Source organism: Streptomonospora sp. PA3 (genome assembly GCF_009728995.1).
In the GTDB taxonomy this organism is placed as follows: domain Bacteria; phylum Actinomycetota; class Actinomycetes; order Streptosporangiales; family Streptosporangiaceae; genus Streptomonospora.
Window position 1 is genome coordinate 173550 of the sequence record NZ_VTZW01000009.1, and the last position, 20890, is coordinate 194439.

A 20890-nucleotide genomic window follows, 5' to 3' on the forward strand; every position below is an offset into this window, starting at 1 on the left:
GCGGAGTGTCACTTCGGGGGTCCTCCAGGTCGACTGTTGGCGGGCACGGTCCCGGACGTGGCAGGGAGGTAGTGCCACCGACGCGGGGGCGGAGGCGTGTCGGCCACTATGCGGTGCGGGAACGGTGGTACCCGGTAGATGTGACGCCCGAACCGGGGCAGCGGTTCGCTTAAATCACAGATTTTCCTCGCAAAGTCGTCGGCCGCCCGCGATTCCGCCCAGAACGCACCGCGGCCGGACCGCCCCACCGCCGTCCCCGGCGGCACCCCCGGTGGTGCTCACAGCTGCGGCTCCGCGGACTCGCCCCCGCTCTGCGTGCCGTGGCCCAGCCCGTTGGCGCAGGGGTTGGAGGTCGCGTCGCGGCCCTTGATGGGCTCGCCGGGCCCTGCGGTCGCCTCCCCGGCGCCGGGAGCGGGGCTCGGCTCGGCCGCTCCGCCGCCGTGGGGCTGCGCATCCCTTCCGGCGGCGTGGCCGGCGCCGGCCTGGTCCGGGTCCGCCGCCGGGCCGTCCGCCCCCTCCTGGCCGCTGACCAGCAGCCGGTCCTCCACCGGGCGGTCGTGCCGGATGGCGGAGAACAGCCGCGCCGCTGCGCTCTCGTCCCAGACCACGCGGTTGGGGTCCAGCGGAGCCCGCTGCCAGGGCACCGTGTAGAAGGCGATGTCGGACAGTTCCGTCCCGGCGAGGGTCGAGGCGATCGAGATCATCGTCGGCAGGGTGAAGTCGCCGTCGGTGCCGGTGTGCTCGGTGATCGCGGTGAGCATCTCGGTGGTGCGGCCCGGGCGGGTGAGCAGGTCGCTTCCCGCGACCTCGTCGGCCAGCGCGCCGAGGAACATCTGCTGGCGGTCGATGCGCCCGATGTCGCTGCCGTTGCCGATCTCGTAGCGCGCCCGCACGAAGGACAGCGCCTCCTCCCCGTCGAGCACCTGGCGGCCCGCCTCCAGGTCGAGCTGTGCGCGCTCGTCGTGCATCGGCCGCGGAATGCATATCTGCACGCCGCCGATCGCGTCGATCATCTCCCGGAACCCCCCGAAGCTCAGATGCGCGAAGTGGTCGATGCGGATGCCGGTGAGCGACTCGACGGTCTTGACGACGCACGGCGGCCCGCCGTGGAACAGGGCGGCGTTGATCATGCCGTGGTAGCCCGGCGTGCCGTCGGTCTCGCCGTAGGGCTCGCACTCGGGGAGCCGTACCAGCGAGTCCCGCGGGAAGTTGACGACGGTGACCCGGCCGTCGGTGGAGATGTGGGCGAGCATCAGCGCGTCGGAGCGCTCGCCGACGAAGTCGCGCCCGCCGTAGACGGAGTTGCCGCCCTCGCGGCCGTCGGACCCGATGAACAGGATGTTGAGGTCGTCGCCGATCTTCTCCGGGCGGTCCTCCTCGTTCAGGGCCTCGTCCAGGTCGTGGCGGAGGATGTTGCCCTGGAGGGAGTGGTAGTACCCGTACGCGGTGCCTACTCCGGCGACCAGCACGACCGCGACGGCCGCGGCCACCCACGCGGCCAGGCGAGGCAGTCGGCCGATGCGCCCGCCGGCCCGGTGCGGCGGGGCGGTACCGGCGGTCGGACCCGGCTCCGCGGGCCGCTCGGTCGGGGGCGGTTCCGGTCGGTCGGTATCGGCGGATTCGGCGGAGTCGTCGGCGCCGCCGGTCTCTCCGGAGCCGGTATCCCCGCGGGTTTCGGCCGGCTCGAAGGAGGGGGTCGGGGCGGAGGGCTCGCGTGGCCCGGAGTCCGCCGGGCGGTCGGTTTCGGCGGCGCCGGAATCGGCGCCGGGGGAGTCGTCGGGCATGCGGGATCTCTTCGTGCCGAGGGGGTCTGGGTGCGCCGGTCCCGGGCACGCGCGAGCGGATCCGCGTGGCTGGAGAAGCGGAGGGAAAGAGGGGCGGATCCGGCCGCGGTGGAGGGGCGACCGCAGCGGTGCACGGGGATCCTACGAGATTCCCCGTCCGGCCGCGCGTGCGACTTACGGGTGTTCGTCACCGGTGTCCGGAATTGGCTGGGTAATTTCCGCAACACCTTTTCCCGCGGCGACTCTGACCGAAACCCCGCGCCAAGAGAGGTCTCAGGAGACGCGGCGCCACGTGCCGGTCTCGGCTCGGGCGCGGGCCCGGCGCCCGCGCGCCGCACCCGCCGGTGTGGGAACCGCCGGGTGCGGCGCGGCGGGCCCCTGGGCTCAGGCGGACTTGCGGGTGCGCATGCCCGAGATCGCTCCGACACCGACGACCGCCAGGACCAGCTGGGTGATCAGTTCCCACCAGTCGATTCCGGGCGTGTTCGCGTAGCCGGCGAAGCTCGCGATCGCCGTGCCGATCAGAGCGGCCACGATGCCGACGAGGATCGTCAGCCAGATCTGGATGTTCTGCTTGCCGGGCAGAATGATCCGCGCCAGGACGCCGATGACCAGCCCGATGATGAGCGCGGTGAAAATGCCGGTGATCTCCATGACGGTCCCCCTTCGATTCGGTAGTCCGTCACAGGTTGTTCTTTCCCGGATGCGCGCGGGGATGCGTCCGATCGGCGACCGGGCGGCCCGGTGGCAAGCGGCCGCCCGGTCCGAGCCGGCCGTCGAGGGCGGTGTGCGCCCGCCCGCCGGCGCCTGCCGCCGCCACCTGCGCCCCGCCCGGCGGCGGATCAGCCGCGGCCCGCGGCCGCCGCGGGGTGGGCCGGGAGCCCGCAAACCCCTTCTGTACGGCGATGGGCCGCCTTAGGGGCCGGATCGTCTCGCCCGGTGCCGCAGTCGTCCGCGTCCGTCTCATCGTCGGACGAAAAATTGGCCGCATCCGGCCAAGATCGTCCCTTGTGTCCGCGATAGTGAGTGTTCTGGTCGTCATTTCGCATTTGTGAAATCCGACGTCAGACCTCCCTGTCGGGCGTCCGGTCTGGCCGCTGCCCGGCGGCGGGCGCCGGGCGGAGGGTGTGTCCCGGTCTGTGTCGGGTCTGTCGCTCGCCGTTAACTTCACTTATCGTTTCGTCTCATTCACCGAACGCTTCGGTGGATGCGGCGGGACGGTCCCACAAGGTCCAGCCCGCCGGGGATTTGCGTCCGGTACGAGCCGGGCGCAGCTGCCCTTTTCCACCCCCGCTCAAGGAGTAAGGCACGTGCGAAAATCCCCCCACTTCATGGCACTCGGCGGCATCGCCCTTTCCATCGGGCTGATGGCGGCGGCCCCCTCCGCCGCGGCGGCAGACCCCGCCCCCACGGCGGCGCCCGAGCAGCTCGCGGCCATGCAGCGCGACCTCGGGCTGACCGCGTCCGAGGCCGAACAGCTGCTCAAGCAGGAGAGCCGGGCCCGTTCCCTGGAGGACGAGCTCCGCGCCGACCTCGGCTCCGACTTCGGCGGTGCCGTGTTCGACGCCGAGTCCGGTGAGCTGACCGTCTCGGTCACCGACGCCGACGCGGTCGAGGAGGTCGAGGACGCCGGAGCCGAGGCCGAGGTCGTCGACCACGGCCAGAAGGCCCTGAACAAGGTCGTCTCCGAGCTCAACTCCAGCGCTGAGGCGGCCGGGTCCGGTGTCACCGGCTGGTACGCCGACGTCGAGGCCGACACCGTCGTCATGACCGTCGAGAAGGGTGCGGTCGAGGCGGGCAAGGAGCTCATCGCCGAAGCCGGCGTGGACGCCGACGCCGTCAAGGTCAAGCAGAGCACCGAGCAGCCCAAGACCTTCGCCGACATCGTCGGCGGCAACGCCTACTACATCAACGGATCCGCCCGGTGCTCCATCGGCTTCGCGGTCACCACCGGGTTCGTCACCGCCGGCCACTGCGGCGGCACCGGCGACTCGGTCCAGGGTGCCGGCGGCGGCAGCGGGTCCTTCGCCGGCTCGGTGTTCCCCAGCCGGGACATGGGATACGTCCGCACCAGCGGATGGAACCCGACCCCGCGGGTGAACGACTACTCCGGCGGCACCGTGGCCGTCACCGGCTCCGCCCAGGCCCCCGTGGGCTCGTCGATCTGCCGCTCCGGGTCGACCACCGGCTGGCACTGCGGCACCATCCAGGCCCGCAACCAGACGGTGCGCTACGCCCAGGGCATCGTCTACGGCCTCACCCGCACCAGCGTCTGCGCCGAGCCCGGCGACTCCGGCGGTTCGTTCATCAGCGGCAACCAGGCCCAGGGAGTCACCTCCGGCGGTTCGGGCAACTGCAGCACCGGCGGCACCACCTACTACCAGGAGGTCAACCCCATCCTGAACCGGTGGAACCTGACCCTGGCCTGAGCCCCGGGCGGGTCGGAGTCCACGCTCCCTGCCAGATCCCCGACACATGAAGAACGGGCGGCCCCGGTGCACCTGCCTGCGCCGGGGCCGCCCGCGTTCGTGCGCTCGGGGGGTGTCAGTCGTCGTCGTTCCAGAAGGCGCTGTGCGTATCGTCGGTATCGGCGTCCTGGTCGGCGCCCTTGCCCGACTTGGAGCGGCGCGCCGGCTTGGCGGGCTCCTCGGCGGGGGCGGACTTGCGGCGGATGCGGCCCCGGGGCGCCGGCGCGTCGGCGGACTCGGCGTCGGGGGCGGCCGGCGCCGACTTGGCGGCCGAGGCCGACGACGAGGAGCCCTTGCCCGCCGCGCCTTTGGAGCGGACGGAGCCCGAGGCGCCGGTGTCCGCGGTCTTGACCGCGGAGGCGACGCTGCGCGGGGCGCCGCCGGCATGGATGCTCAGCGCCTCGTCCTCGACGTCGAGCATCTTCTGCACGCTCGGCGGCAGCGCGGGCAGCCGCTCGTTGCGGAAGTGCGCGCCCAGCACCTCCAGGGCGTGGTCGCACAGCAGCGGGCGCATGACCGCGGGTTTCGCGCCGCTGAGCTCCTGAAGCTCGGGCAGAGAGAGTTCACGCAGCAGCCGGATGATCGTGCGCATCCGCTCGCGGGTGCGCCGGTCGGAGATCGCCACCGAGGCCATCTCGGCCTCGGCGAGCGCCGGCGTCGGCTCGGTGCCGCCGGACTCCTCCGAGCCTTCGCGCTCGGCGATGAACAGGCCGGTGAGCTGGCGCGTCGACTCCCGGGCGGCGACGCGGTTCTCGCCCTTGCGGATGTGGCGGGCCTGTGCCCAGATCACCACGACGCTGGTCACCAGGCTTATGGCCGCGCCCGTGAGGACCAGCAGCATGTCGTACACGTCAGACCTCCGAGGGGGAAACGGGAAGCGGGCCGTTCCACACGGCGTCGCGTGACCCGTGAGCATTCGCGACCGCGGGGCGGATTGTCAAGTTTGTTGAGAGTCGTCCCTATGGCCTCACGGGGCGTCGCGCACCGTGGCCTCCTAGGCCCCACCGCCCTCGACCGAGGCTCGGCGCGCCGCCCCATGCCGGCCCGCCATCCACAGCCGGTCTCGGCGAAAGCGCCTCCTGCCTGCGCGCCCCCTGCTGATGCCAAATCGCAGCCGGAACCCGCCTTGACACATCGACCGCAACGAATATGAACTTGCTGCGACGTGCCTCCGAGCGAACCCCGCGATCGGCCGGAGGCGAGGGGGACCGCGGGACGTGGACGGACCGGCGGCGGCCGCCGATGAGGGGAGGGCGCGCCGCACTCCGGTCTCGTGGCCGGTCCCGGGCCACCGCGGTCCGGGACCGGTTCTCGCCCCGCCCGGCGCCGCCGTCGGCCGCCCTCGTGATCCCCCGGGGGAATCGCTACGCTGCGCCCCATGTCCCGATACGCCGCGAAACCCCCGGATCCGGGAGTCTGGCGGCCGGCGCCCGGCTGGCCCGCTCCCGGGCAGGAGGGAACCCTGGTCTTACGCCCCGGCGCGACCGGTGCCCAGTACGCGCGCTTCATCGGCCCCTACGCCCCGCTGCTGATCCTGCTGTTCCTCGTCACGACGGGCATCGGCGCGATCTTCTTCGAGACCGCGGCCGAGGGCACCGGCACGGTGGCCGGCATCGCCGTCGGCCTGGTCGCCACCGGCGCCATGGGCGGGCTGCTGGCGGTCCGCGTGCACCGCATGCTCACGCGGACGACCGTGGTGGTCTCGCCGGTGGGCGTCGAGCTGCGCGACCACCTGGGCGTGGAGATCCGGCTCGCCTGGCCGGACGCCCGGGTCGGCGACGTGACGACCCGCTTCTCCCCGGACGCGCGGGCGGGCCGGCCGGGCGGGGTGCGCGTGAGCACGCCCGAGTACCGCTCCCACGGACTGATCGGGTACGGCGACCGGGTCCTGCCGCGCCGGATGCCGCGCCACATGGCCCGCAGGCTCGCCGCCCAGCCCCGCGACCCGCACACCGGCCGGCCCCTGGTCGCCATCCCCTTCACCGCGGCGGGCACCAGGCAGCCGCCCAATCCGCTGGTGGACGCCGCCCGCCACTACCGGCCCGACCTCTTCGCCTGACCCGCGGCGGCCCGCCGGCGATCGGCCGCGGGCCGCCGCGGGCCTGTCCGGCGGAGCGCCTACCGGAGCTCGCGCTTGAGGATCTTGCCGGTGGCGTTCATGGGCAGGGCGTCGCGGAACTCGACCGAGCGGGGGTACTTGTAGGCGGCCAGCTGCTCGCGGCAGAAGGCGATCAGCTCCTCCTCGGTGGGCTCGGTGCCGGCCTCGGGTACGACGAACGCCTTGACCTCCTCGCCGTGGGTGTCGTGGGGCACGCCCACCACGGCGGCCAGGGAGACCGCCTTGTGGGTCATCAGCACCTCCTCGACCTCCCGCGGATAGACGTTGAACCCGCCGCGGATGATCATGTCCTTGGCGCGGTCGACGATGAAGTAGTAGCCGTCCTCGTCGCGCCGCGCGATGTCGCCGGTGCGGAACCAGCCGTCCCGCATCACCTCGGCGGTGGCCTCCGGGCGGTTGTAGTACCCCTTCATGACGTTGTGGCCGCGGATGGCGATCTCGCCCGGCCCCTCGCCCTCGATCGTGTTCCAGTCGCCGTCGACCAGCTTCATCTGCACGCCCCAAACGGGGAAACCGATCGATCCGGGCTTGGTGGGCCGGTGGAGCTGGTTGAAGCTGGCCGTCGGCGCGGTCTCGGAAAGCCCGTAGCCCTCCAGGATCTGCACCCCGAACGTCTCGTGGAACTCGCGGAGCACCTCCAGCGGCGCCGCCGCGCCGCCGGAAACCGCCGAACGCAGGGTGGTGGGCACCTCCTGGCCGCCGCCGCGTACCGCCGACAGCATCGCCCAGTACATGGTGGGCACGCCCGCGAACAGGGTCACCTCCTCGCTGCGCATCAGCGCCAGCGCCTCCACCGGTTCGAAGCGCGGCATGAGCACCAGCTTCGCGCCGCGGCGCAGGCCCGCGTTCATGATCGAGGACTGGCCGAAGGAGTGGAACAGCGGCAGCACCGCCAGCGTGGAGTCCTCGCCGGGGTGGCTGGGCACGAGTTCGTCGTTGACCATCGCGTTCATCAGCATGTTCTGATGGCTCAGCTCGGCGCCCTTGGGCCGGCCGGTGGTACCGCTGGTGTAGAGGATGACGGCGGTGTCGTCGGCGGAGGTCTGCGCCGACTCGAACCGGTCGGAGGCCCCGTCGAGGGCCGCCCACAGCGTCTCGGCCCCCTCGATGGAGGATTCGGTGGCCAGCGCCGCGGCCGGAAGGACGATGAAGTGCTCGGTGCCCGGTGCGGCGTCGAAGGCCTCCTTGCCCCGCTCGCCCAGCGGCAGCTCGGGCGTGCCCTCGAAGCAGAACAGCGCCTTGGCTTCGGAGTCCTCCAGGTAATAGGCGATCTCGCGGGCCTGGGAGAGCACGTTCAGCGGCACCACGACCGCGCCGGCCTTGAGTGCGCCGAAGTAGACGATCGGGAAGTAGGGCAGGTTCGGGCAGGCCAGGGCCACCTTGTCGCCGGGGCGGATCCCGCGTGCCGTCAGCAGGTTGGCCACCTGGTTGGCGAGGCCGTCGAGCATGGAGTAGGGCATGCGGATGTCGCCGTAGACCAGGGCGGTGCGGTCCGGGTTCTTCTGGGCGCTGTCCTCCAGCACGATCGCCAGGTTGAGCATGGGGGTCCTCCTTGCGAGCGGGGCACCGGTGTGTCGGATGCCATAGTCGCAGAGAAGAATACCGACTGGTAGGTATGACCGGGTCGGAGGTGGGCCGCGGGGCGGTCCGGCGGAGTCCGCCGGTCGCGGCCGGGTCCGCCCGGCGTCAGCCGATGTCCTAGGCGCCGGTCAGCTCCGGGCGGTGGCGCCGCGGCTCGCCGGCGCGGTGAGCGCACGGCCACCCGGACACCTCCCCGCTCGCGGTGCTGTCGTTCGGCGCCGCACGGGGTAGGAGATGGTGCGGGGACGACGGATCCCCGACCACCCGACCGGCGACGGAGTCCGCCCATGGCCGAGTACGACCCGCCGGGCGTCGAGTTCCACTGGCGGCCGGGTTGCATGTTCTGCTTCATGCTGCGCGTGCGGCTGCTGCGGCGCGGCGTGCCGCTGGTGGAGACCGACATCCGGCAGGACCCGGGGGCCGCCGCGCGGGTGCGCGCCGCCACCGGCGGCGACGAGACCGTGCCGACGGTCTTCGTCGGCCCCGTCGCCCTGGTCAACCCCCACCCCGACGAGGTCGTGGCGGCGGTGCGCACCCACGCGCCGCACCTGCTCGACCCGGACGGCGAGCGCGGCACGCAGTGACCCGGCCGCGGACTTCACCGGCCTTCGCGGCGCGTGGAGGCCGGGCGAGGTGCCGGGCGACCGAGGGGGAAAACCCGTTGACCTCGACCGTGGTTGAGGGAGCAGAGTGGCGGTGAACCGGAGGGGTGCGGCGACCGTCGGCGGACGCGGCGGCGCCCGACCGCGATCCCGCCCCGGCACGACCTGCACCGCGACACTGCCGAGGAGCACACCATGGCCGCACCGTCGGCGTCCTTCTTCGACGCCGCCTACGAGAACGAGACCGCGCCCTGGGTGATCGGGGAGCCCCAGCCCGAGGTGGTGGCGCTGGAGCGCGACGGCCGGATCGGCGGAGCGGTGCTCGACCCCGGGTGCGGCACCGGCGAGCACACCATCCACCTCGCCCGCCTGGGCTACGACGTGCGGGGCGTCGACTTCTCGCCGCGCGCCGTGGAGATGGCGCGCGCCAACGCCGCCGAGCAGGGGGTGGCCGCCGAGTTCGCGGTCGCCGACGCCTTCGCCCTGGGAGAGGAGGAGCGCCGCTACGACACGGTGGTCGACAGCGCCCTGTTCCACATGTTCGAGGAGGCCGACCGGACCGCCTACGCCGCCTCCCTGCACGCGGCCTGCCGGCCCGGCGGCGTGGTGCACCTGCTCGCCCTCTCCGACGCCGGCCCGGGCTTCGGGCCCCAGGTCGGCGACGACGCCATCCGCCACGCCTTCGGCGCCGGCTGGGAGCTGGAGGACCTGCGCACCGCGACCTACCGCTGCTACGTGGCCGACGAGGGAGGCGCCACCCTCCTGAACGTCCAACCGGGCTCCACGGTGGACCTCCCCGCCTGGCTGGCCCGCATCCGCCGCCGCTGAGGGGCGGGGTCAGTGCGGTCGGCCGCCTTCTGACTCTCCGGGTTGGGAGCGGTCCGGTTCCTCGCCGCTCGACTCCGGGTTCTCCAGGTCCGAGCGGGCCTCGGTGCCGTCGTCGGCGGGCACGGGGGTGGGCACGCCCGTCCCGGTGACCTTGCGGCCCTGGGCGCGGGCCTGCTCGGGGCTCGCCTGCTCCTCGTCCTCGCGGAGCACGGGCGCGAACTCGCGGTCGCGGGTGTCCTCGGGCTCGTGGCCGAGCGGCTGCGACACGGTCTCCCCCTTCCTCCACACGCTTGTGGACGGATCGCCGCTTATCCGGTTCCGCTACCCGCCGGGGTGCGCGGAATGCGGCAATCCCGCTCACCGGCCGCAGGCCGCCGGCTCCGCGGACGGGTCCGGTTCCGGTTCGTGCCGTGCCGGCCCGCCGCCCGGCGCGGTCCGCCGCCGGCCGCGGGCGGGGCCGAGCGCGGCGCCGGCGGCGGCCAGCGCCGCGGCGGCCGTGAACGCGGCGACGGGGCCGAAGGCGTCACTGAGCAGTCCCACGGCGGGGGAGGCGGCGGCCTGCCCGGCGGCGATGGCCAGGAACGCGGCGCCGACGCCGAAAGCCGGCGATTCGGGGTAGACGCGGGTGCCCCACAGCAGCAGTACACCGGTCAGGGCGATGTAGACGGCGCCGAAGAGCCCGCCGGCGACGTGGATGCCCGGGGCCGTGCCCGACGCCGCCACGAGGCCGGCGGTGGCGGCGCCCAGGGCGAGCATGCCGCCCGCCCACGCGCGGCCGAGCCCGGCGCGAGCGGTGATATCGCCCGTGAGTGCCCCGAGGAGCCCGGCGGCGCCCAGCACGATCCACATCGCTGTGGATGAGGAGGTTCCGGCTCCCTGCGCGACGGCCACGTCGCGGCCGAAGGTCCACACGGCGGAACTCGCCGCTCCCATGGCCCCCGCTGCCGCGAGGAGCCGCAGGGCGCCGGCGGGCAGCCAGGGGGAGGAGGTGTCGCGGGAGGGCATGCGGGCGGCGCCCGGACCGCCGGCGGGGCGGCGCCGCTGCGCCGGGACCACCGCGGCCGTCCACACCGTCGCCGCGGCGGCGGCGATCGCGAACGCCGCCCAGGCCAGGCGCCACTCGTGGGCGAAGAGGAGCGCGACGGGGCCGGACACCATGACGCCGAGCCCGGTGCCGGCGTTCACGACGCTCTGCACCCGGTCGGCGCGCTCGGGCGCGACCCAGCGCGCCACCGCCCCGGCCAGCGGCGGGGACGCCGCGCCGCTGCTTATCCCGGTGAGGACGACGCCGACCGCCAGCACCGCGGGGCCGGGCGCGGTCGCGATCAGCCCGGTGCCCGCGGTCGCCGCGCTTCCCGCTGCGACGGCCACGGCGCGCGGTCCCCAGCGCGGGGTGGCGGTGGATGCGGCCACGACCGCGGCGCAGTAGCCCGCGTAGCTCGCGGACGCGATGGCGCCGGCCGCTGCCGCGCCCAGGCCGAACTCCTCGCTCAGCACCGGCACGAACAGCCCGTAGGCGAAGCGCGCGAGCCCGTAGCAGGCCGCGATCAGCGCGAGTCCGGAGGCGGCCAGCCGGAGTGCCGGAACAGTGCCCCGCCCTGCGCCGGATCGGTGCGTCGCCATGATCATCCCCCCTGGTTATACCGATCGGTATACATCCAGGATGCCCACTGCCTCGCCGACAGGTCAACCCACCGGTGGGTATACTTCCCGGTATGGCGACACGAGCCGACATGACCCCGGCGGGAAAGCGGATCCTCGACGCCGCAGGCGGGCTGTTCTACCGCGAGGGCATCAACGCGGTAGGTGTGGCTCTGGTGGCCGACACCGCCGGGGTGACGAAGAAGACCCTCTACGACCGCTTCGGGTCGAAGGACGAGCTGGTCGTGCACTATCTGCAGCGCCGGCACGACGACTGGTGGGCCTACCTCGACGAGCGCCTGGCCGCGGCGGCCCCGCCGCGCACCCTCGTCCTCATCGACGCCTACGTCTCCCATCCGGGGCTGGAGGCGGCGCGCGGCTGCGCGTTCATCAACGCCGCCGCCGAACTGCCCCCGGGCCACGCGGGCTGGGAGGTCATCCGGGCCCACAAGCGCGCGGTCCGCACCCGCCTCGCCGAACTGATCGCGCAGGACGCCCCGCAGGCCGATGCCGAGGACCTGGCCGAACACGTCTTCCTGCTGATCGAGGGCGCGATCGCCCACACCGGCATCGACGGCGGAGACGGCCGCGTCCAGAAGGCCCGCGACCTGGCCGCCCGCCTGCTACGCGAAGACGCGCGGGCCGGCTAGCGTCGCGCCGACGACAGCGGACGCGCACCGGTCCGGACATGCGCCTCCTGGCATACCGGCGGCCACCGGGGTCGCGGCTTCGAAGGCGCGTTCCTTCGGCGGGAGCGGCTATCGTCGACCCGTGACGGGCCCGCTGCGCATCCGCGGCCCGACGACGCACGGGTCAGGGCGCGATTCCTCGAAGGAGTGACCAGTGACGCACCTGTCTGTGGGCGAGCACGCCGCCCGCGTCATGCAGCGCGAGGCCGACAGGCGCGGTATCGCCCTGGAGCCGGACCCCGACACCGGTCCGCCCGCGGAGATGCCCGCGGAACTGGCGCCGTGGGCGTGCAAGGTCGCGGGCAAGGGCTGGTGCGTCTTCGCGGCGCTCGACCGCGACAGCGAGATCACCACCCCCGCCGAGCGCGACTTCGTCCCGCTCGCGCAGGTGCTGGCCAACTCCTGGCAGATCATGGACGGCACCGGATCCGTGCGGGTGACCAAGACCCCCGGTTGAGGCCGCGCTCGCCCGCGCCGCCGCTTGCGGCGGTGGCCGCCGCCGACGGCCACCGTGTCCTCCGCGCCGCTATCGCCGCCAGAAGAAGTGGTGCACGACCCCGCTCGGGCTCGGCACCCGTTCCAGGTGGTAGCGGTCGGTCAGCTCCTTGGGGCTGTCCCAGAGCCGCAGGCCGCTGCCGAGCTCGTACGGGGCGACGGCGATGTGCATCTCGTCGATCAGGTCCGCGTCGAGGAACTCGCGCAGGGTCGTCACGCCGCCGCCGATCCGCACGTCCCGACCGCCCGCGGCGGCCTTCGCCTGTTTCAGCGCTTCGTGCGGGGTCGTGTCGAGGAAGTGGAAGGTCGTATCGCCCAGCTTGAACGAGGGCCGCAGGTGATGCGTGAGGACGAAGACCGGCGTGTGGAAAGGCGGCTCGTCGCCCCACCAGCCCCGCCACTCGTGGTCGGGCCAGGGGCCGCGGACGGGGCCGAACTTGTTGCGTCCCATGATCTCGGCGCCGATGTTGCGCGTGAAATCGCGGACGACGTAGTCGTCGAGCCCCCGGGTACCGCCGGGATCGGTGCGGTTGACCCAATTGGCCGTGGCACCGGCCCAGGCGAACAGGTCGCCGGGATCGGCGTGGCCGAAGGGGTGCTCGAAGCTCTGCTCCTCGCCCGCCCCGATCCCGTCCCGGGTGACGGTGAAGCAGTGGACACGGACCTGCTGTGTCATGATCGGCCTCCTCGAATGGTTGGACCGGCTCGCCGCGACCGCTGCGGTCGCGTACCCGGTGGTCGTCACCGGCGCGCCCCGCACGACAACTCTCGCGGATTTTCTCGGCGTCCTGTCGGATGAGCGCCGTCGGCGGCGACCACGGGGTGAACGGCCACGCGCGTGGCCGCCTACCGAGGAGGAAACCGTGAAGTACCTGATCCTGATGCATGTCGACCCGGCGGCGCTGGAGCAGCTCAGCGAGGAGCAGCAGCGGCAGATCCAGGAAGGGCACGGCGCCTTCATGGCCGCCGCCAAGGAGAGCGGCGAGTTCGTCGCCACCCAGGCCCTGGCCGATCCCAGCCGGTCGAAGGTAGTCCGCAGCTCCGGGAGCGGGCCCGAGGTGACCGACGGCCCCTTCGCCGAGAGCAAGGAGTTCATGGGCGGCTTCTACCTCGTCGACGTCGAGGACGAGGCCCGGGCGCTGGAGCTGGCCAAGCAGATCCCCGACGCCGCCATCCCCGGCCTCGCCCTCGAAGTGCGGCCGGTGATGTTCGCCGATCTGGGCGACGAGTGACCGAACGGCATCCCGTCGGCGAGGGCCTGTGGCGCGAACTCGCGCGGCAGGCCCTCGCCCGCCTGCTGCGCAGCTACGGCAGCGCTCAGTTCGACCTGTGCGAGGACGCCGTCCAGGAGGCGCTCCTGCACGCGTACCAGCAGTGGCCGACGCGGTTCCCCGACGACCCCCTGGGCTGGCTGACCGCGACAGCCCGCCGCCGGTACGCCGACCGCGCCCGCAGCGACGCCCGGCGCCGGAACCGCGAGACCCGCGCCGCGATGCTGCATCCCCCGGTGACGCCGGAGGCCCGCCAAAGCGACGACTCGCTGCTGGTCCTGCAGCTGTGCTGCCACCCCGACCTGCCGCGCTCGGCGCGGGTCGCGCTCACCCTCCGCGCGGTCGCCGGACTGACCACCGCCCAGATCGCCAACGTCTACCAGCTTCCCGAAGCCACCATCGCCCAGCGGATCACGCGGGCCAAGCGCCGGGTCGCCGCTCTCGGCCGGCCGCTCCCGCGGCCCGAACACGCGCGGGAGCGCCTGGCCTCCGTGCTCGACGTGCTCTATGTGATGTTCACCGAGGCGCACCACACGACCGCGGGAGCACCACCGCGCGACGCGGATCTCGCCGCCGAGGCGATCCGCCTGGCCCGGCTCCTGCGCCGCAGCGTCCCCGAGTCGACCGAGGCCGCCGGGCTCCTCGCGCTGATGCTGCTCACCGAGGCCCGCCACCCGGCCCGGGTGGCGCCGGACGGGAGCCTCAGGCCGCTCGACGAGCAGGACCGCACACTGTGGGACCGCGACCTCATCGGCGAGGGGATCGAGCTCGTCGAACAGGCCGCCCCGGGCGCCGACCCCGGGCCCTACCTGCTCCAGAGCTGCATCGCGGCCCTGCACGCCCAAGCCTCCGACACCGCGGCCACGGACTGGAACGAGATTCTCGCGCTCTACCGGCTCCTGGAGATCGTGACCGGTCACCGCAACCCCACGATCAGCCTGAACCGCATCGTCGCCCAGGCCATGGTCGAAGGCACCGACGTCGCACTCGCCGCGATCGACGCGCTGGAAGCCGACCACCCCGGCCTTCCCCGGACCGACGCGGTGCGCGCCCACCTGCTGGAGCAGGCCGACCGGCCCGCCGACGCGGCTGAGGCCTACCGGCGAGCCGCCGCCGCCACCGTCAACCTCGCGGAGCAGCGGCATCTTCGGCACCGCCTGCGCCGCCTCGCGGGCACCGACGGGTGACCGGCGGCCGGGGCCCGGCGGATCGCCGTCGGTGGGCCGGCGGAGGGAGCGGGCGAAAAAACGGGGTCCCCCGCAGGTGATACGCGCGGGGAACCCCATCTGACCTGCGGAGGCTCGGGGATTTGAACCCCGGAAGGGCGTGAACCCTAACCGCATTAGCAGTGCGGCGCCATAGACCGGACTAGGCGAAGCCTCCTGGCTGGGTTAAGAGTACCGATCGCGCGGTCCTCCGTGCAAAACGAATCCCTGGTGGCGCCGCGGCCGGTGCCGGTTCAGGTGGTGGCGCGGTCGATGGTGAGGTCGGCGTCCTGGCGGAGCTTGCTCACGGCGCGGGAGAGGGTGCTCTTGACGGTGCCGAGCGTGACGCCCAGGTGGTCGGCGATCTGGGCCTCGGTCATGTCCTCGTAGTAGCGCAGCACCACCATCGTCCGCTGGCGGCCGGGGAGCCGGCCGATGGCGCGGTGGACGACGTCGGCCAGGTCGGTCTTCCATGTGGGGTCGTCGATGCGCTGGTCGGGGATCTCGCCGGTGGGGTAGACGGTCAGGTGCTGTCGGCGCCATTCGGAGATCTGGGTGTTGACCATGGCACGGCGCACGTAGCCGTCGCGGGCGTTGGGGCTGGCGATCCTGTCCCAGGCGAAGAAGGTCTTGATGAGGGCGGCCTGCAGCAGGTCCTCGGCGTCGGAGCTGTTGTTGGCCAGCGAGCGGGCCATGCGCAGCAGTGCGGGGCCGCGGTCGCCGACGTAGGCGGCGAACTCCTCGTATCTGGACCTGTGCACCGTCCCCGTCACGCGATCACCGCCCCGGGCTCCCTGGTCGCGGCCCGGCGGCGGCCGGGCGCGCAACCCCGTTCACATCCCCGTCGTGGTTCTCACTGTGTCACGGCGGAAGTAATCGGCAGCTCTCATCAGGCCCATCTCTGTACAAACGGGGCGTTCTGTGTCCTTGTGGGCGGGAGGGACCCCCGCAAGCCCGCCGGGCGTTGCGTGCCCGGGCGGCGCCGCGGCCCCGCGGCGGGCGCGGCGCCCCGCAAGCCCGCGGGCAAACACGCCAGCACTGTGACATGCGGCGACGTCGGCGTGGGAGACGGCCGCTGAGCCGCCGGCGGTGACAATGGAGACAGGTCGGACGGTGGAAGGAGGGCCGATGCCCGTCGATGCGAGTGCCCGGCGGCGCCACACCGCGGTGGTGCTGGGAGACCGCGCCGCGCCGGAGCCCACACCGGCGCCCGAGCCCGATCCCGTCGTCCGCGGCGTCGTCACCGAGATCACCCCGCGCCTGGTGGCCGTCGCCACCGCGCAGGGCGAGGAGCGGTTCCTGTTCGAGGCGGCGACCACGTTCTGGTGCGGGCGCGAGACGGGCCTTTCGGCGCTGCGCGTCGGCGACGACGTGGTCGTTAGGTGCCGCGCCGGCCGGGCGGTCGCCGAGCGGATCTGGGTGCGGCTCGCGCGGGTGACCGGCGTGATCGCCGAACGCTCCGGCGAGACGCTCGTGGTCGACACCGGCCACACGGGCGGGCGCCGCTCTGTGGTGGTGCCTTACCGCTACTCCGGCCGCATCGGGGTGCGCCATCCGGTGCTGGAGCCGGGTTACCTGCTCGACGTGATCGGCGTCTTTGAGGACGGCGCGGTGCAGGCGGTCGTGCCCGCGACCACGCAGCCGCCGTTTCCCGTGTGGGACGCCGCGCCGGCAAAGGCCCCCGAGGCCGTCGGTGACCGGATCCGGGGATCGGTGTCCTGGTACGACCCCGCGGTCGGCGACCCGGACCGGGCGGGCCTGCTCGGCGCCGCCTACCCCGCTGTGGACCGCGACAGCGACTGCGGCCCCGGCTGCGACCGCGTACGCGGCTGCCTGCCGCTGCCGCTGCTCTCGCTCGGCACGACCCTCTCGCTGCGCAACGAGTGCACCGGCGACTCCGCCGTGCTGCCGGTGGTCGACTGCGCCTCGGTCACCGCGCACTTCTGCGACCGCTGCACCGACTGCGGCCCCGGCGAGGAGGGCCGGATCGCGCAGTTGACACTGGGCGCGTTCCTCGCGCTCGGCGGCCGGCCCGAATCCGGCTGCTTCAACGCGACCTTGACCCTGGGGTGATGGTTACCGTGCTCGACGTAGTCCGCGAAGCGCAGTTGCTCGTCCTTGCCGTGATCCTGCTGCCGGGTGCGGCGGCCAAACTGCTCGACCGCTCGCCGCGCGGCCAGGGGCCGGCGGTGCTCCTGCCGATCGGGTGGCGGCGGCCCGCCACGCTCGCACACGGTGCGGCCGAGGGAGTCCTCGCCCTTGCGCTGCTCGGCGCGTGGGGGATCGCGGGCGACGCCGCGCGCATCGGCGCCGCCCTGCTCTTCGCCGGCGGGGCCGCGGCGCTCGTCGTCCTGCGGCGCAGCTCGCCCGAGACCGGGTGCGGCTGCTTCGGCGGACTCAGTACGACCCCGGTGGACTGGCGCAGCATCGCCCGCAGCGGTCTGCTGGCGGTTTCGGCGCTCGCCGCGATCGGCGTCCCCTCCTCGGCCGCCGGCGTCGCGGCCGGGGCGACGCTCGGGCATGCCGGGGTGCTGGCGCTGGAGGCGGTGCTGATCGGTGCGCTCTCGCCCGAACTGGTCGAACTCGCGCGCCGGGCCGCCCGCCCGGTGCCCTGCGCGGTGCGGGAGATCCCGGTGCAGCGGACGCTCGCCCGCCTGCGGGCCAGCGACGTGTGGCGCAGCAACGCGGCCGTGGTGGAGGGCACCGAGCCGCTGGACGTCTGGCGGCAGGGCTGCTGGAGGTTCGCCGTGTTCCCCGGGCGCCGCAGCGGGCGGCCGGTCGACGTGGTGTTCGGCATCCCCCTGGAAGGCCGCCGGCCCGCCATCCGCGCCGTGATCACCGACCGCGAGACGGGCGAGGTGCTCTACGCGCTGGGCGGCCTCGCCGACTCCGGCCGCGGCGGTCGCCCCCGCCGGCAGGCCCCCGCGGGCGTGGAGGTCCAGTCCGTGGGCGACGCGGTGTCCGCGCACGGTCCGGAGCGCGAGGCCGATTCCCAGGTGACCGCCTGAGCCGTCGCGGCGCTGCGGCGCCGCGTGCGGCGGGTCACCGCCGCGGCGGCAGGGGCACGTCCCGCAAGGGCCGGCCGCCGTCGATGAGTAGGCGGCCGCCGGGCACCAGGGCATCGGCGAAGCGCGCCAGCGCGCGCCGGCCCGCCTGCGGATGGCGGCCGTCCAGCGCGCCCACGCGGATCGCGAAGGCGATGTCGAACGGGGCTTCGCCCGGTTCCAACTCGAATTCCTCGATCGGGACCCGCCTGACACTCATCCGGCCGGCGGAGATCTCGCGGGCCGAGTTGGCCTCGGCCAGCGAGACCGCCTTGGCGGAGCGGTCGATCGCGAGAATGTGCCCGGTCGTCAACCGCGCGGCCACGGCACGCGCGGCCGCGCCCGGTCCGCACCCGATCTCCAGGACCCGCGCCCCGGGCGTGAGCGGCAGCGCGTCCACGATCAGGGCGAGACGGGGCGAGAGGTCCTGTGCCATGGAGTGAGCTTAGGCCGGGGCGGCGTATTCGGGGGCCGATGGGGGATGCCGCGAGCAGGCGGCTATGCCGACGTCTAATGATTTCTAGTGGAATTCCTAGAAAGAGTTAGAGATTTCGAGCTTTGACGAACCCGACGGTCCGCCTTCGGTGCTCGGTCCCGGTCGGGATCTCGCTACGCTCGTCTTCACTCCTCTAGCGATCTCTAGGAATAACACTAGAGTCGCCGATACAACCCCACACACCCCGCACCGGACGCCCGGTGCTCAATCCGGCTGCCGGCGGAGGAAGCGTCCGAAGTGCGGGACCGTGAACGCGATGGTGCCGCGTTCGGCGCTGTAGATGAGGCCCTTCTTGATCAGGCTGTCGCGGGCGGGGGAGAGGCTGGAGGGGCGGCGGCCCAGGGAAGTGGCGACCTCGGTGGTCTGCACGGGCTCGTCGCCCAGGGCGGCCATGGCACGCATGTAGTCGCGTTCGGCCGGGGTGGCGCGTTCGTAGCGGCTGCCGAAGAACCCGACCGCGAGTTCCTCCTCGGCCTCCGGCGCCGCGATCTCGACGTCCTCGGCGGTGATAGGGCTGCGCAGGGCGTGGTCCCAGGTGACCTTGCCGTAGGCCTGCACGAAGAAGGGGTAGCCGTCGGAGACCCGGTAGAGGGCCTCAAGGGCCTCGGGGCCGAAGGACACGCCTTCGGTATCGGCCGGCGCGGTGAGCGCGTAGTCGGCCGCGCTGCGGCTGAGCCGGTCGATGCGGGTGTAGCGGAACAGGCGCTCGGAATAGCTCTTGCTCGCCGACAGCACGGCGGGCAGGTGCGGCAGCCCCGCGCCGACCACGATCAGCGGTCCGCCGTTCTGCGAAAGCTCGTGGCAGGCCGTGCACAGCGCCGATACGTCGTCGGGGGTGATGTCCTGCATCTCGTCGATGAACAGGGCGATGCCCACCCCGAGGTCCGTGGCGATCGACGCGGCGTCGACGAACAGCTCCATCAGGTCGATCTCCAGGTCGCCGGAGTCGGCCCTGCCGCGCACGGCCGGGGCGTCGATGCCGGGCTGCCAGCGGGGGCCGCCCTTGGCGGCCTTGGCGCCGGACTTGCCGGATGCGGGTTCGTCGGCCTTGGCCTGGGCGAACGCCTTAAGTACACCCAGCACGTGCTCGATGCGGTCGGGCGCGCGGTGGCGCGGCGCCAGCTCGCGCAGGGCCATGTGCAGGGCGGCGGCCACCGGGCGGCGGATGGACTGGTCGGGGCGGGCCTCGATCTTGCCGGTGCCCCACAGGCGCTGGATGGCCATCGAGCGGAAGGTGTTGAGCAGCACGGTCTTGCCGACGCCGCGCAGACCGGTGAGCACGGTGCTGCGCTCCGGGCGCCCCCGCGCGACCCGTTCCAGCACGACCTCGAACTGGCGGAGCTCGCGCTCGCGTCCGGCGAGCTCGGGCGGACGCTGGCCGGCGCCGGGGGCGTAGGGATTGCGCACGGGGTCCATGCCATCGGACCCTATACGCGGTTCTAGCGCGGCCTCTAGAGAGCGGTAGAAAGCGGCAGAGGACGGCGCGTCCCAGTCGACGCGGCGCAGTGCGAGCCGGTCGCCGAATGGGGAGTGGGGGGCGCGCCCGACCCCGGCGGGCCGAGGCGCGGTCCGACCTGGGACGTGCGCTGCCGTGGTCATGCCCCCCACTCCTTTCTCGAACGTGTGTTCGATCAAGGGAACTCTAGTGGATGCGGCCGGACGGTGCCACCCTCGCGGCGGCGGGTTGTGCACATCCCTCCACGCGCCGTCGTGTCCCGGCAGGCGGCACCGGGCGCGCCGGCCGCCCGGTCCGCCAAACGCGGGGCGCACCCCGATACTCCGCGCGTCTACTCCGCCCCGCGCCCGTGCGCCGCGCAGGCGGGACCGGTCGCAGGGCACGTCCGCCCGCCCCGCAGGCCGCGCCGAGCCGGCCGCCCCCTGCGCAGGCCGCACCGGCCCGCACCCGCTACGCCAGTACCTTCTCCTGGCGCTCCACGGCCTTCTCCGTGAAGGCGGCCACGGTCTCGCGGTAGTCGTCCTCGGAGTCGGGGCCGAGCATGGTGGTGGTGCCCAGGTACCCGCCGTTGCGGTAGACGAGGCTGTAGAGCCACACCGTCTCGCCGCCGAGGGAGGTCTCGACGGCGAAGGCCCGCGAGCCGTCGGCGACCGGCTCCGTCTCGACCTTCATCAGCCGGTAGGAGGTCGTCGACCCGTCCTTCATGGTCGCCGTGTAGCTGTCGCACCCCTTCGGCGGCTCGGCCGCCACGACCTCCTCGGCCGTCTCCTCGGGCACCTTGATCAGCGTGTGGGTGAGGGTGTCGTCGCCGCGCGCGAAGGTGGCCAGCGACGTGGGGGCCTTGCGCACCTCGGGCAGGTCCGCCCACTGGTTGGCGGCCTCCATGCACTGGGGCTTGTCCAGCTCGGTGGACTCGCGCAGCTTGTCGGTGCGCTTGGTGGTGCTCAGCTCGGCGTAGGTGCCCGTCTCGCTGCGCTCGGGCACCACCTTGGCCTCGCGGAACTGCAGCAGCTGGGCCTCGTGCAGGCGCTGCGCCGCCTCGGCGCCGGGATCCTTCCGGGCGTCGCCGCCCTCGGCCCCTTGGGCGCCGCCGCAGGCGGCCGCGGCGGCGACGGCGATCACGGCCAGTGCCGACGCCGCCGCCCTTCGTGCTGGCAGGGGGTGCTCCATGGTGCTGATTCCTCTTCTGTGCGATATTGCCGCTGAGGTCC

Annotated in this window: 21 protein-coding genes and 1 tRNA gene; 10 read left to right on the top strand and 12 right to left on the bottom strand. The window is 73.3% G+C overall.

Annotation, left to right across the window (positions count from 1 at the left end):
• Positions 1 to 278 precede the first annotated feature (278 nt).
• Positions 279 to 1784 (bottom strand): LCP family protein, encoded by a 1506-nt coding sequence (locus tag FZ103_RS09100; RefSeq protein WP_156000236.1) that lies wholly within the window; start codon positions 1782 to 1784, stop codon positions 279 to 281.
• Between the two features lie 384 nt (positions 1785 to 2168).
• The gene (locus FZ103_RS09105; RefSeq protein ID WP_156000237.1) at positions 2169 to 2438 is read right to left on the bottom strand and encodes a GlsB/YeaQ/YmgE family stress response membrane protein; all 270 of its coding nucleotides are present in this window, start codon (positions 2436 to 2438) and stop codon (positions 2169 to 2171) included.
• Positions 2439 to 3094: 656 nt separating this feature from the next.
• Here FZ103_RS09105 and FZ103_RS09110 point away from each other — a divergent pair.
• On the top strand, positions 3095 to 4213 hold the full coding sequence (locus tag FZ103_RS09110) for an alpha-lytic protease prodomain-containing protein (RefSeq protein WP_186356051.1): 1119 nt from the start codon (positions 3095 to 3097) through the stop codon (positions 4211 to 4213).
• A gap of 115 nt (positions 4214 to 4328) precedes the next feature.
• Here FZ103_RS09110 and FZ103_RS09115 read toward each other — a convergent pair whose 3' ends face one another.
• Positions 4329 to 5093 carry a hypothetical protein gene (locus FZ103_RS09115; RefSeq protein WP_156000916.1) on the bottom strand — a complete coding sequence of 255 codons (765 nt, stop codon included), beginning with the start codon at positions 5091 to 5093 and terminating at the stop codon, positions 4329 to 4331.
• A 537-nt stretch (positions 5094 to 5630) separates the two neighbouring features.
• Here FZ103_RS09115 and FZ103_RS09120 point away from each other — a divergent pair.
• Complete coding sequence (locus FZ103_RS09120) at positions 5631 to 6311, top strand: hypothetical protein (protein WP_156000238.1); 681 nt, start codon at positions 5631 to 5633, stop codon at positions 6309 to 6311.
• A gap of 59 nt (positions 6312 to 6370) precedes the next feature.
• On the opposite strand, the gene FZ103_RS09125 is transcribed toward FZ103_RS09120, so the two are convergent.
• Positions 6371 to 7912 carry a long-chain fatty acid--CoA ligase gene (locus tag FZ103_RS09125; protein WP_156000239.1) on the bottom strand — a complete coding sequence of 514 codons (1542 nt, stop codon included), beginning with the start codon at positions 7910 to 7912 and terminating at the stop codon, positions 6371 to 6373.
• A gap of 327 nt (positions 7913 to 8239) precedes the next feature.
• Between FZ103_RS09125 and FZ103_RS09130 the strand changes: the two genes are divergently transcribed.
• Complete coding sequence (locus FZ103_RS09130) at positions 8240 to 8536, top strand: glutaredoxin family protein (protein WP_156000240.1); 297 nt, start codon at positions 8240 to 8242, stop codon at positions 8534 to 8536.
• A 213-nt stretch (positions 8537 to 8749) separates the two neighbouring features.
• The gene (locus FZ103_RS09135) at positions 8750 to 9382 is read left to right on the top strand and encodes a class I SAM-dependent methyltransferase (protein ID WP_156000241.1); all 633 of its coding nucleotides are present in this window, start codon (positions 8750 to 8752) and stop codon (positions 9380 to 9382) included.
• 9 nt (positions 9383 to 9391) lie between these two features.
• On the opposite strand, the gene FZ103_RS09140 is transcribed toward FZ103_RS09135, so the two are convergent.
• Complete coding sequence (locus tag FZ103_RS09140) at positions 9392 to 9649, bottom strand: hypothetical protein (RefSeq protein WP_156000242.1); 258 nt, start codon at positions 9647 to 9649, stop codon at positions 9392 to 9394.
• 90 nt (positions 9650 to 9739) lie between these two features.
• Complete coding sequence (locus FZ103_RS09145; protein WP_156000243.1) at positions 9740 to 11005, bottom strand: MFS transporter; 1266 nt, start codon at positions 11003 to 11005, stop codon at positions 9740 to 9742.
• A gap of 92 nt (positions 11006 to 11097) precedes the next feature.
• Here FZ103_RS09145 and FZ103_RS09150 point away from each other — a divergent pair, with 92 nt between their 5' ends.
• Together FZ103_RS09150 and FZ103_RS09155 are read left to right on the top strand one after the other, a co-directional pair.
• Positions 11098 to 11673 (top strand): TetR/AcrR family transcriptional regulator, encoded by a 576-nt coding sequence (locus FZ103_RS09150; protein ID WP_156000244.1) that lies wholly within the window; start codon positions 11098 to 11100, stop codon positions 11671 to 11673.
• Between the two features lie 193 nt (positions 11674 to 11866).
• Complete coding sequence (locus FZ103_RS09155; RefSeq protein WP_343233449.1) at positions 11867 to 12169, top strand: hypothetical protein; 303 nt, start codon at positions 11867 to 11869, stop codon at positions 12167 to 12169.
• A gap of 69 nt (positions 12170 to 12238) precedes the next feature.
• Here FZ103_RS09155 and FZ103_RS09160 read toward each other — a convergent pair whose 3' ends face one another.
• Positions 12239 to 12883, bottom strand: a complete 645-nt coding sequence (locus FZ103_RS09160) for a dihydrofolate reductase family protein (RefSeq protein ID WP_156000245.1) — start codon at positions 12881 to 12883, stop codon at positions 12239 to 12241.
• 187 nt (positions 12884 to 13070) lie between these two features.
• On the opposite strand from FZ103_RS09160, the gene FZ103_RS09165 reads away from it, so the two are divergent.
• Positions 13071 to 13439 (top strand): YciI family protein, encoded by a 369-nt coding sequence (locus FZ103_RS09165; protein ID WP_186356052.1) that lies wholly within the window; start codon positions 13071 to 13073, stop codon positions 13437 to 13439.
• Positions 13436 to 14665, top strand: a complete 1230-nt coding sequence (locus FZ103_RS09170; protein ID WP_186356053.1) for a sigma-70 family RNA polymerase sigma factor — start codon at positions 13436 to 13438, stop codon at positions 14663 to 14665. Before FZ103_RS09165 ends, FZ103_RS09170 begins: the two co-directional genes overlap by 4 nt.
• A 107-nt stretch (positions 14666 to 14772) precedes the next feature.
• Here the strand turns inward: FZ103_RS09170 and FZ103_RS09175 are convergent.
• Together FZ103_RS09175 and FZ103_RS09180 are read right to left on the bottom strand one after the other, a co-directional pair.
• Positions 14773 to 14861 (bottom strand) — tRNA-Ser (locus tag FZ103_RS09175).
• Positions 14862 to 14937: 76 nt separating this feature from the next.
• Positions 14938 to 15456: a SigE family RNA polymerase sigma factor gene (locus tag FZ103_RS09180; RefSeq protein WP_186356054.1), complete on the bottom strand. Its 519-nt coding sequence runs from the start codon at positions 15454 to 15456 to the stop codon at positions 14938 to 14940.
• 355 nt (positions 15457 to 15811) lie between these two features.
• Between FZ103_RS09180 and FZ103_RS09185 the strand changes: the two genes are divergently transcribed.
• A complete protein-coding gene (locus FZ103_RS09185) occupies positions 15812 to 16756 on the top strand; it encodes a hypothetical protein (RefSeq protein WP_156000247.1) in 945 nt (314 codons plus the stop codon).
• Positions 16756 to 17691: a MauE/DoxX family redox-associated membrane protein gene (locus FZ103_RS09190; protein WP_186356055.1), complete on the top strand. Its 936-nt coding sequence runs from the start codon at positions 16756 to 16758 to the stop codon at positions 17689 to 17691. The genes FZ103_RS09185 and FZ103_RS09190 overlap by 1 nt, the downstream gene beginning before the upstream one ends.
• Before the next feature lie 34 nt (positions 17692 to 17725).
• Here the strand turns inward: FZ103_RS09190 and FZ103_RS09195 are convergent, their stop codons facing one another.
• From FZ103_RS09195 to FZ103_RS09205, 3 genes are all read right to left on the bottom strand, one after another.
• A complete protein-coding gene (locus tag FZ103_RS09195) occupies positions 17726 to 18163 on the bottom strand; it encodes a cyclopropane-fatty-acyl-phospholipid synthase family protein (protein WP_156000248.1) in 438 nt (145 codons plus the stop codon).
• Between the two features lie 264 nt (positions 18164 to 18427).
• On the bottom strand, positions 18428 to 19639 hold the full coding sequence (locus FZ103_RS09200; RefSeq protein ID WP_156000249.1) for an ATP-binding protein: 1212 nt from the start codon (positions 19637 to 19639) through the stop codon (positions 18428 to 18430).
• 490 nt (positions 19640 to 20129) lie between these two features.
• On the bottom strand, positions 20130 to 20849 hold the full coding sequence (locus FZ103_RS09205; RefSeq protein WP_156000250.1) for a hypothetical protein: 720 nt from the start codon (positions 20847 to 20849) through the stop codon (positions 20130 to 20132).
• Positions 20850 to 20890 lie beyond the last annotated feature (41 nt).

Excerpts from the sequence above, each read along its gene's own strand:
- FZ103_RS09195 (WP_156000248.1), bottom strand. The coding sequence starts at position 18,163 with ATGGCACAGGACCTCTCGCCCCGTCTCGCCCTGATCGTGGACGCGCTG.
- FZ103_RS09105 (WP_156000237.1), bottom strand. The coding sequence starts at position 2,438 with ATGGAGATCACCGGCATTTTCACCGCGCTCATCATCGGGCTGGTCATC.
- FZ103_RS09120 (WP_156000238.1), top strand. The coding sequence starts at position 5,631 with ATGTCCCGATACGCCGCGAAACCCCCGGATCCGGGAGTCTGGCGGCCG.
- FZ103_RS09135 (WP_156000241.1), top strand. The coding sequence starts at position 8,750 with ATGGCCGCACCGTCGGCGTCCTTCTTCGACGCCGCCTACGAGAACGAG.
- FZ103_RS09160 (WP_156000245.1), bottom strand. The coding sequence starts at position 12,883 with ATGACACAGCAGGTCCGTGTCCACTGCTTCACCGTCACCCGGGACGGG.
- FZ103_RS09115 (WP_156000916.1), bottom strand. The coding sequence starts at position 5,093 with ATGCTGCTGGTCCTCACGGGCGCGGCCATAAGCCTGGTGACCAGCGTC.
- FZ103_RS09185 (WP_156000247.1), top strand. The coding sequence starts at position 15,812 with ATGCCCGTCGATGCGAGTGCCCGGCGGCGCCACACCGCGGTGGTGCTG.
- FZ103_RS09200 (WP_156000249.1), bottom strand. The coding sequence starts at position 19,639 with ATGGACCCCGTGCGCAATCCCTACGCCCCCGGCGCCGGCCAGCGTCCG.
- FZ103_RS09190 (WP_186356055.1), top strand. The coding sequence starts at position 16,756 with ATGGTTACCGTGCTCGACGTAGTCCGCGAAGCGCAGTTGCTCGTCCTT.
- FZ103_RS09125 (WP_156000239.1), bottom strand. The coding sequence starts at position 7,912 with ATGCTCAACCTGGCGATCGTGCTGGAGGACAGCGCCCAGAAGAACCCG.
- FZ103_RS09130 (WP_156000240.1), top strand. The coding sequence starts at position 8,240 with ATGGCCGAGTACGACCCGCCGGGCGTCGAGTTCCACTGGCGGCCGGGT.
- FZ103_RS09205 (WP_156000250.1), bottom strand. The coding sequence starts at position 20,849 with ATGGAGCACCCCCTGCCAGCACGAAGGGCGGCGGCGTCGGCACTGGCC.
- FZ103_RS09150 (WP_156000244.1), top strand. The coding sequence starts at position 11,098 with ATGGCGACACGAGCCGACATGACCCCGGCGGGAAAGCGGATCCTCGAC.
- FZ103_RS09100 (WP_156000236.1), bottom strand. The coding sequence starts at position 1,784 with ATGCCCGACGACTCCCCCGGCGCCGATTCCGGCGCCGCCGAAACCGAC.
- FZ103_RS09145 (WP_156000243.1), bottom strand. The coding sequence starts at position 11,005 with ATGGCGACGCACCGATCCGGCGCAGGGCGGGGCACTGTTCCGGCACTC.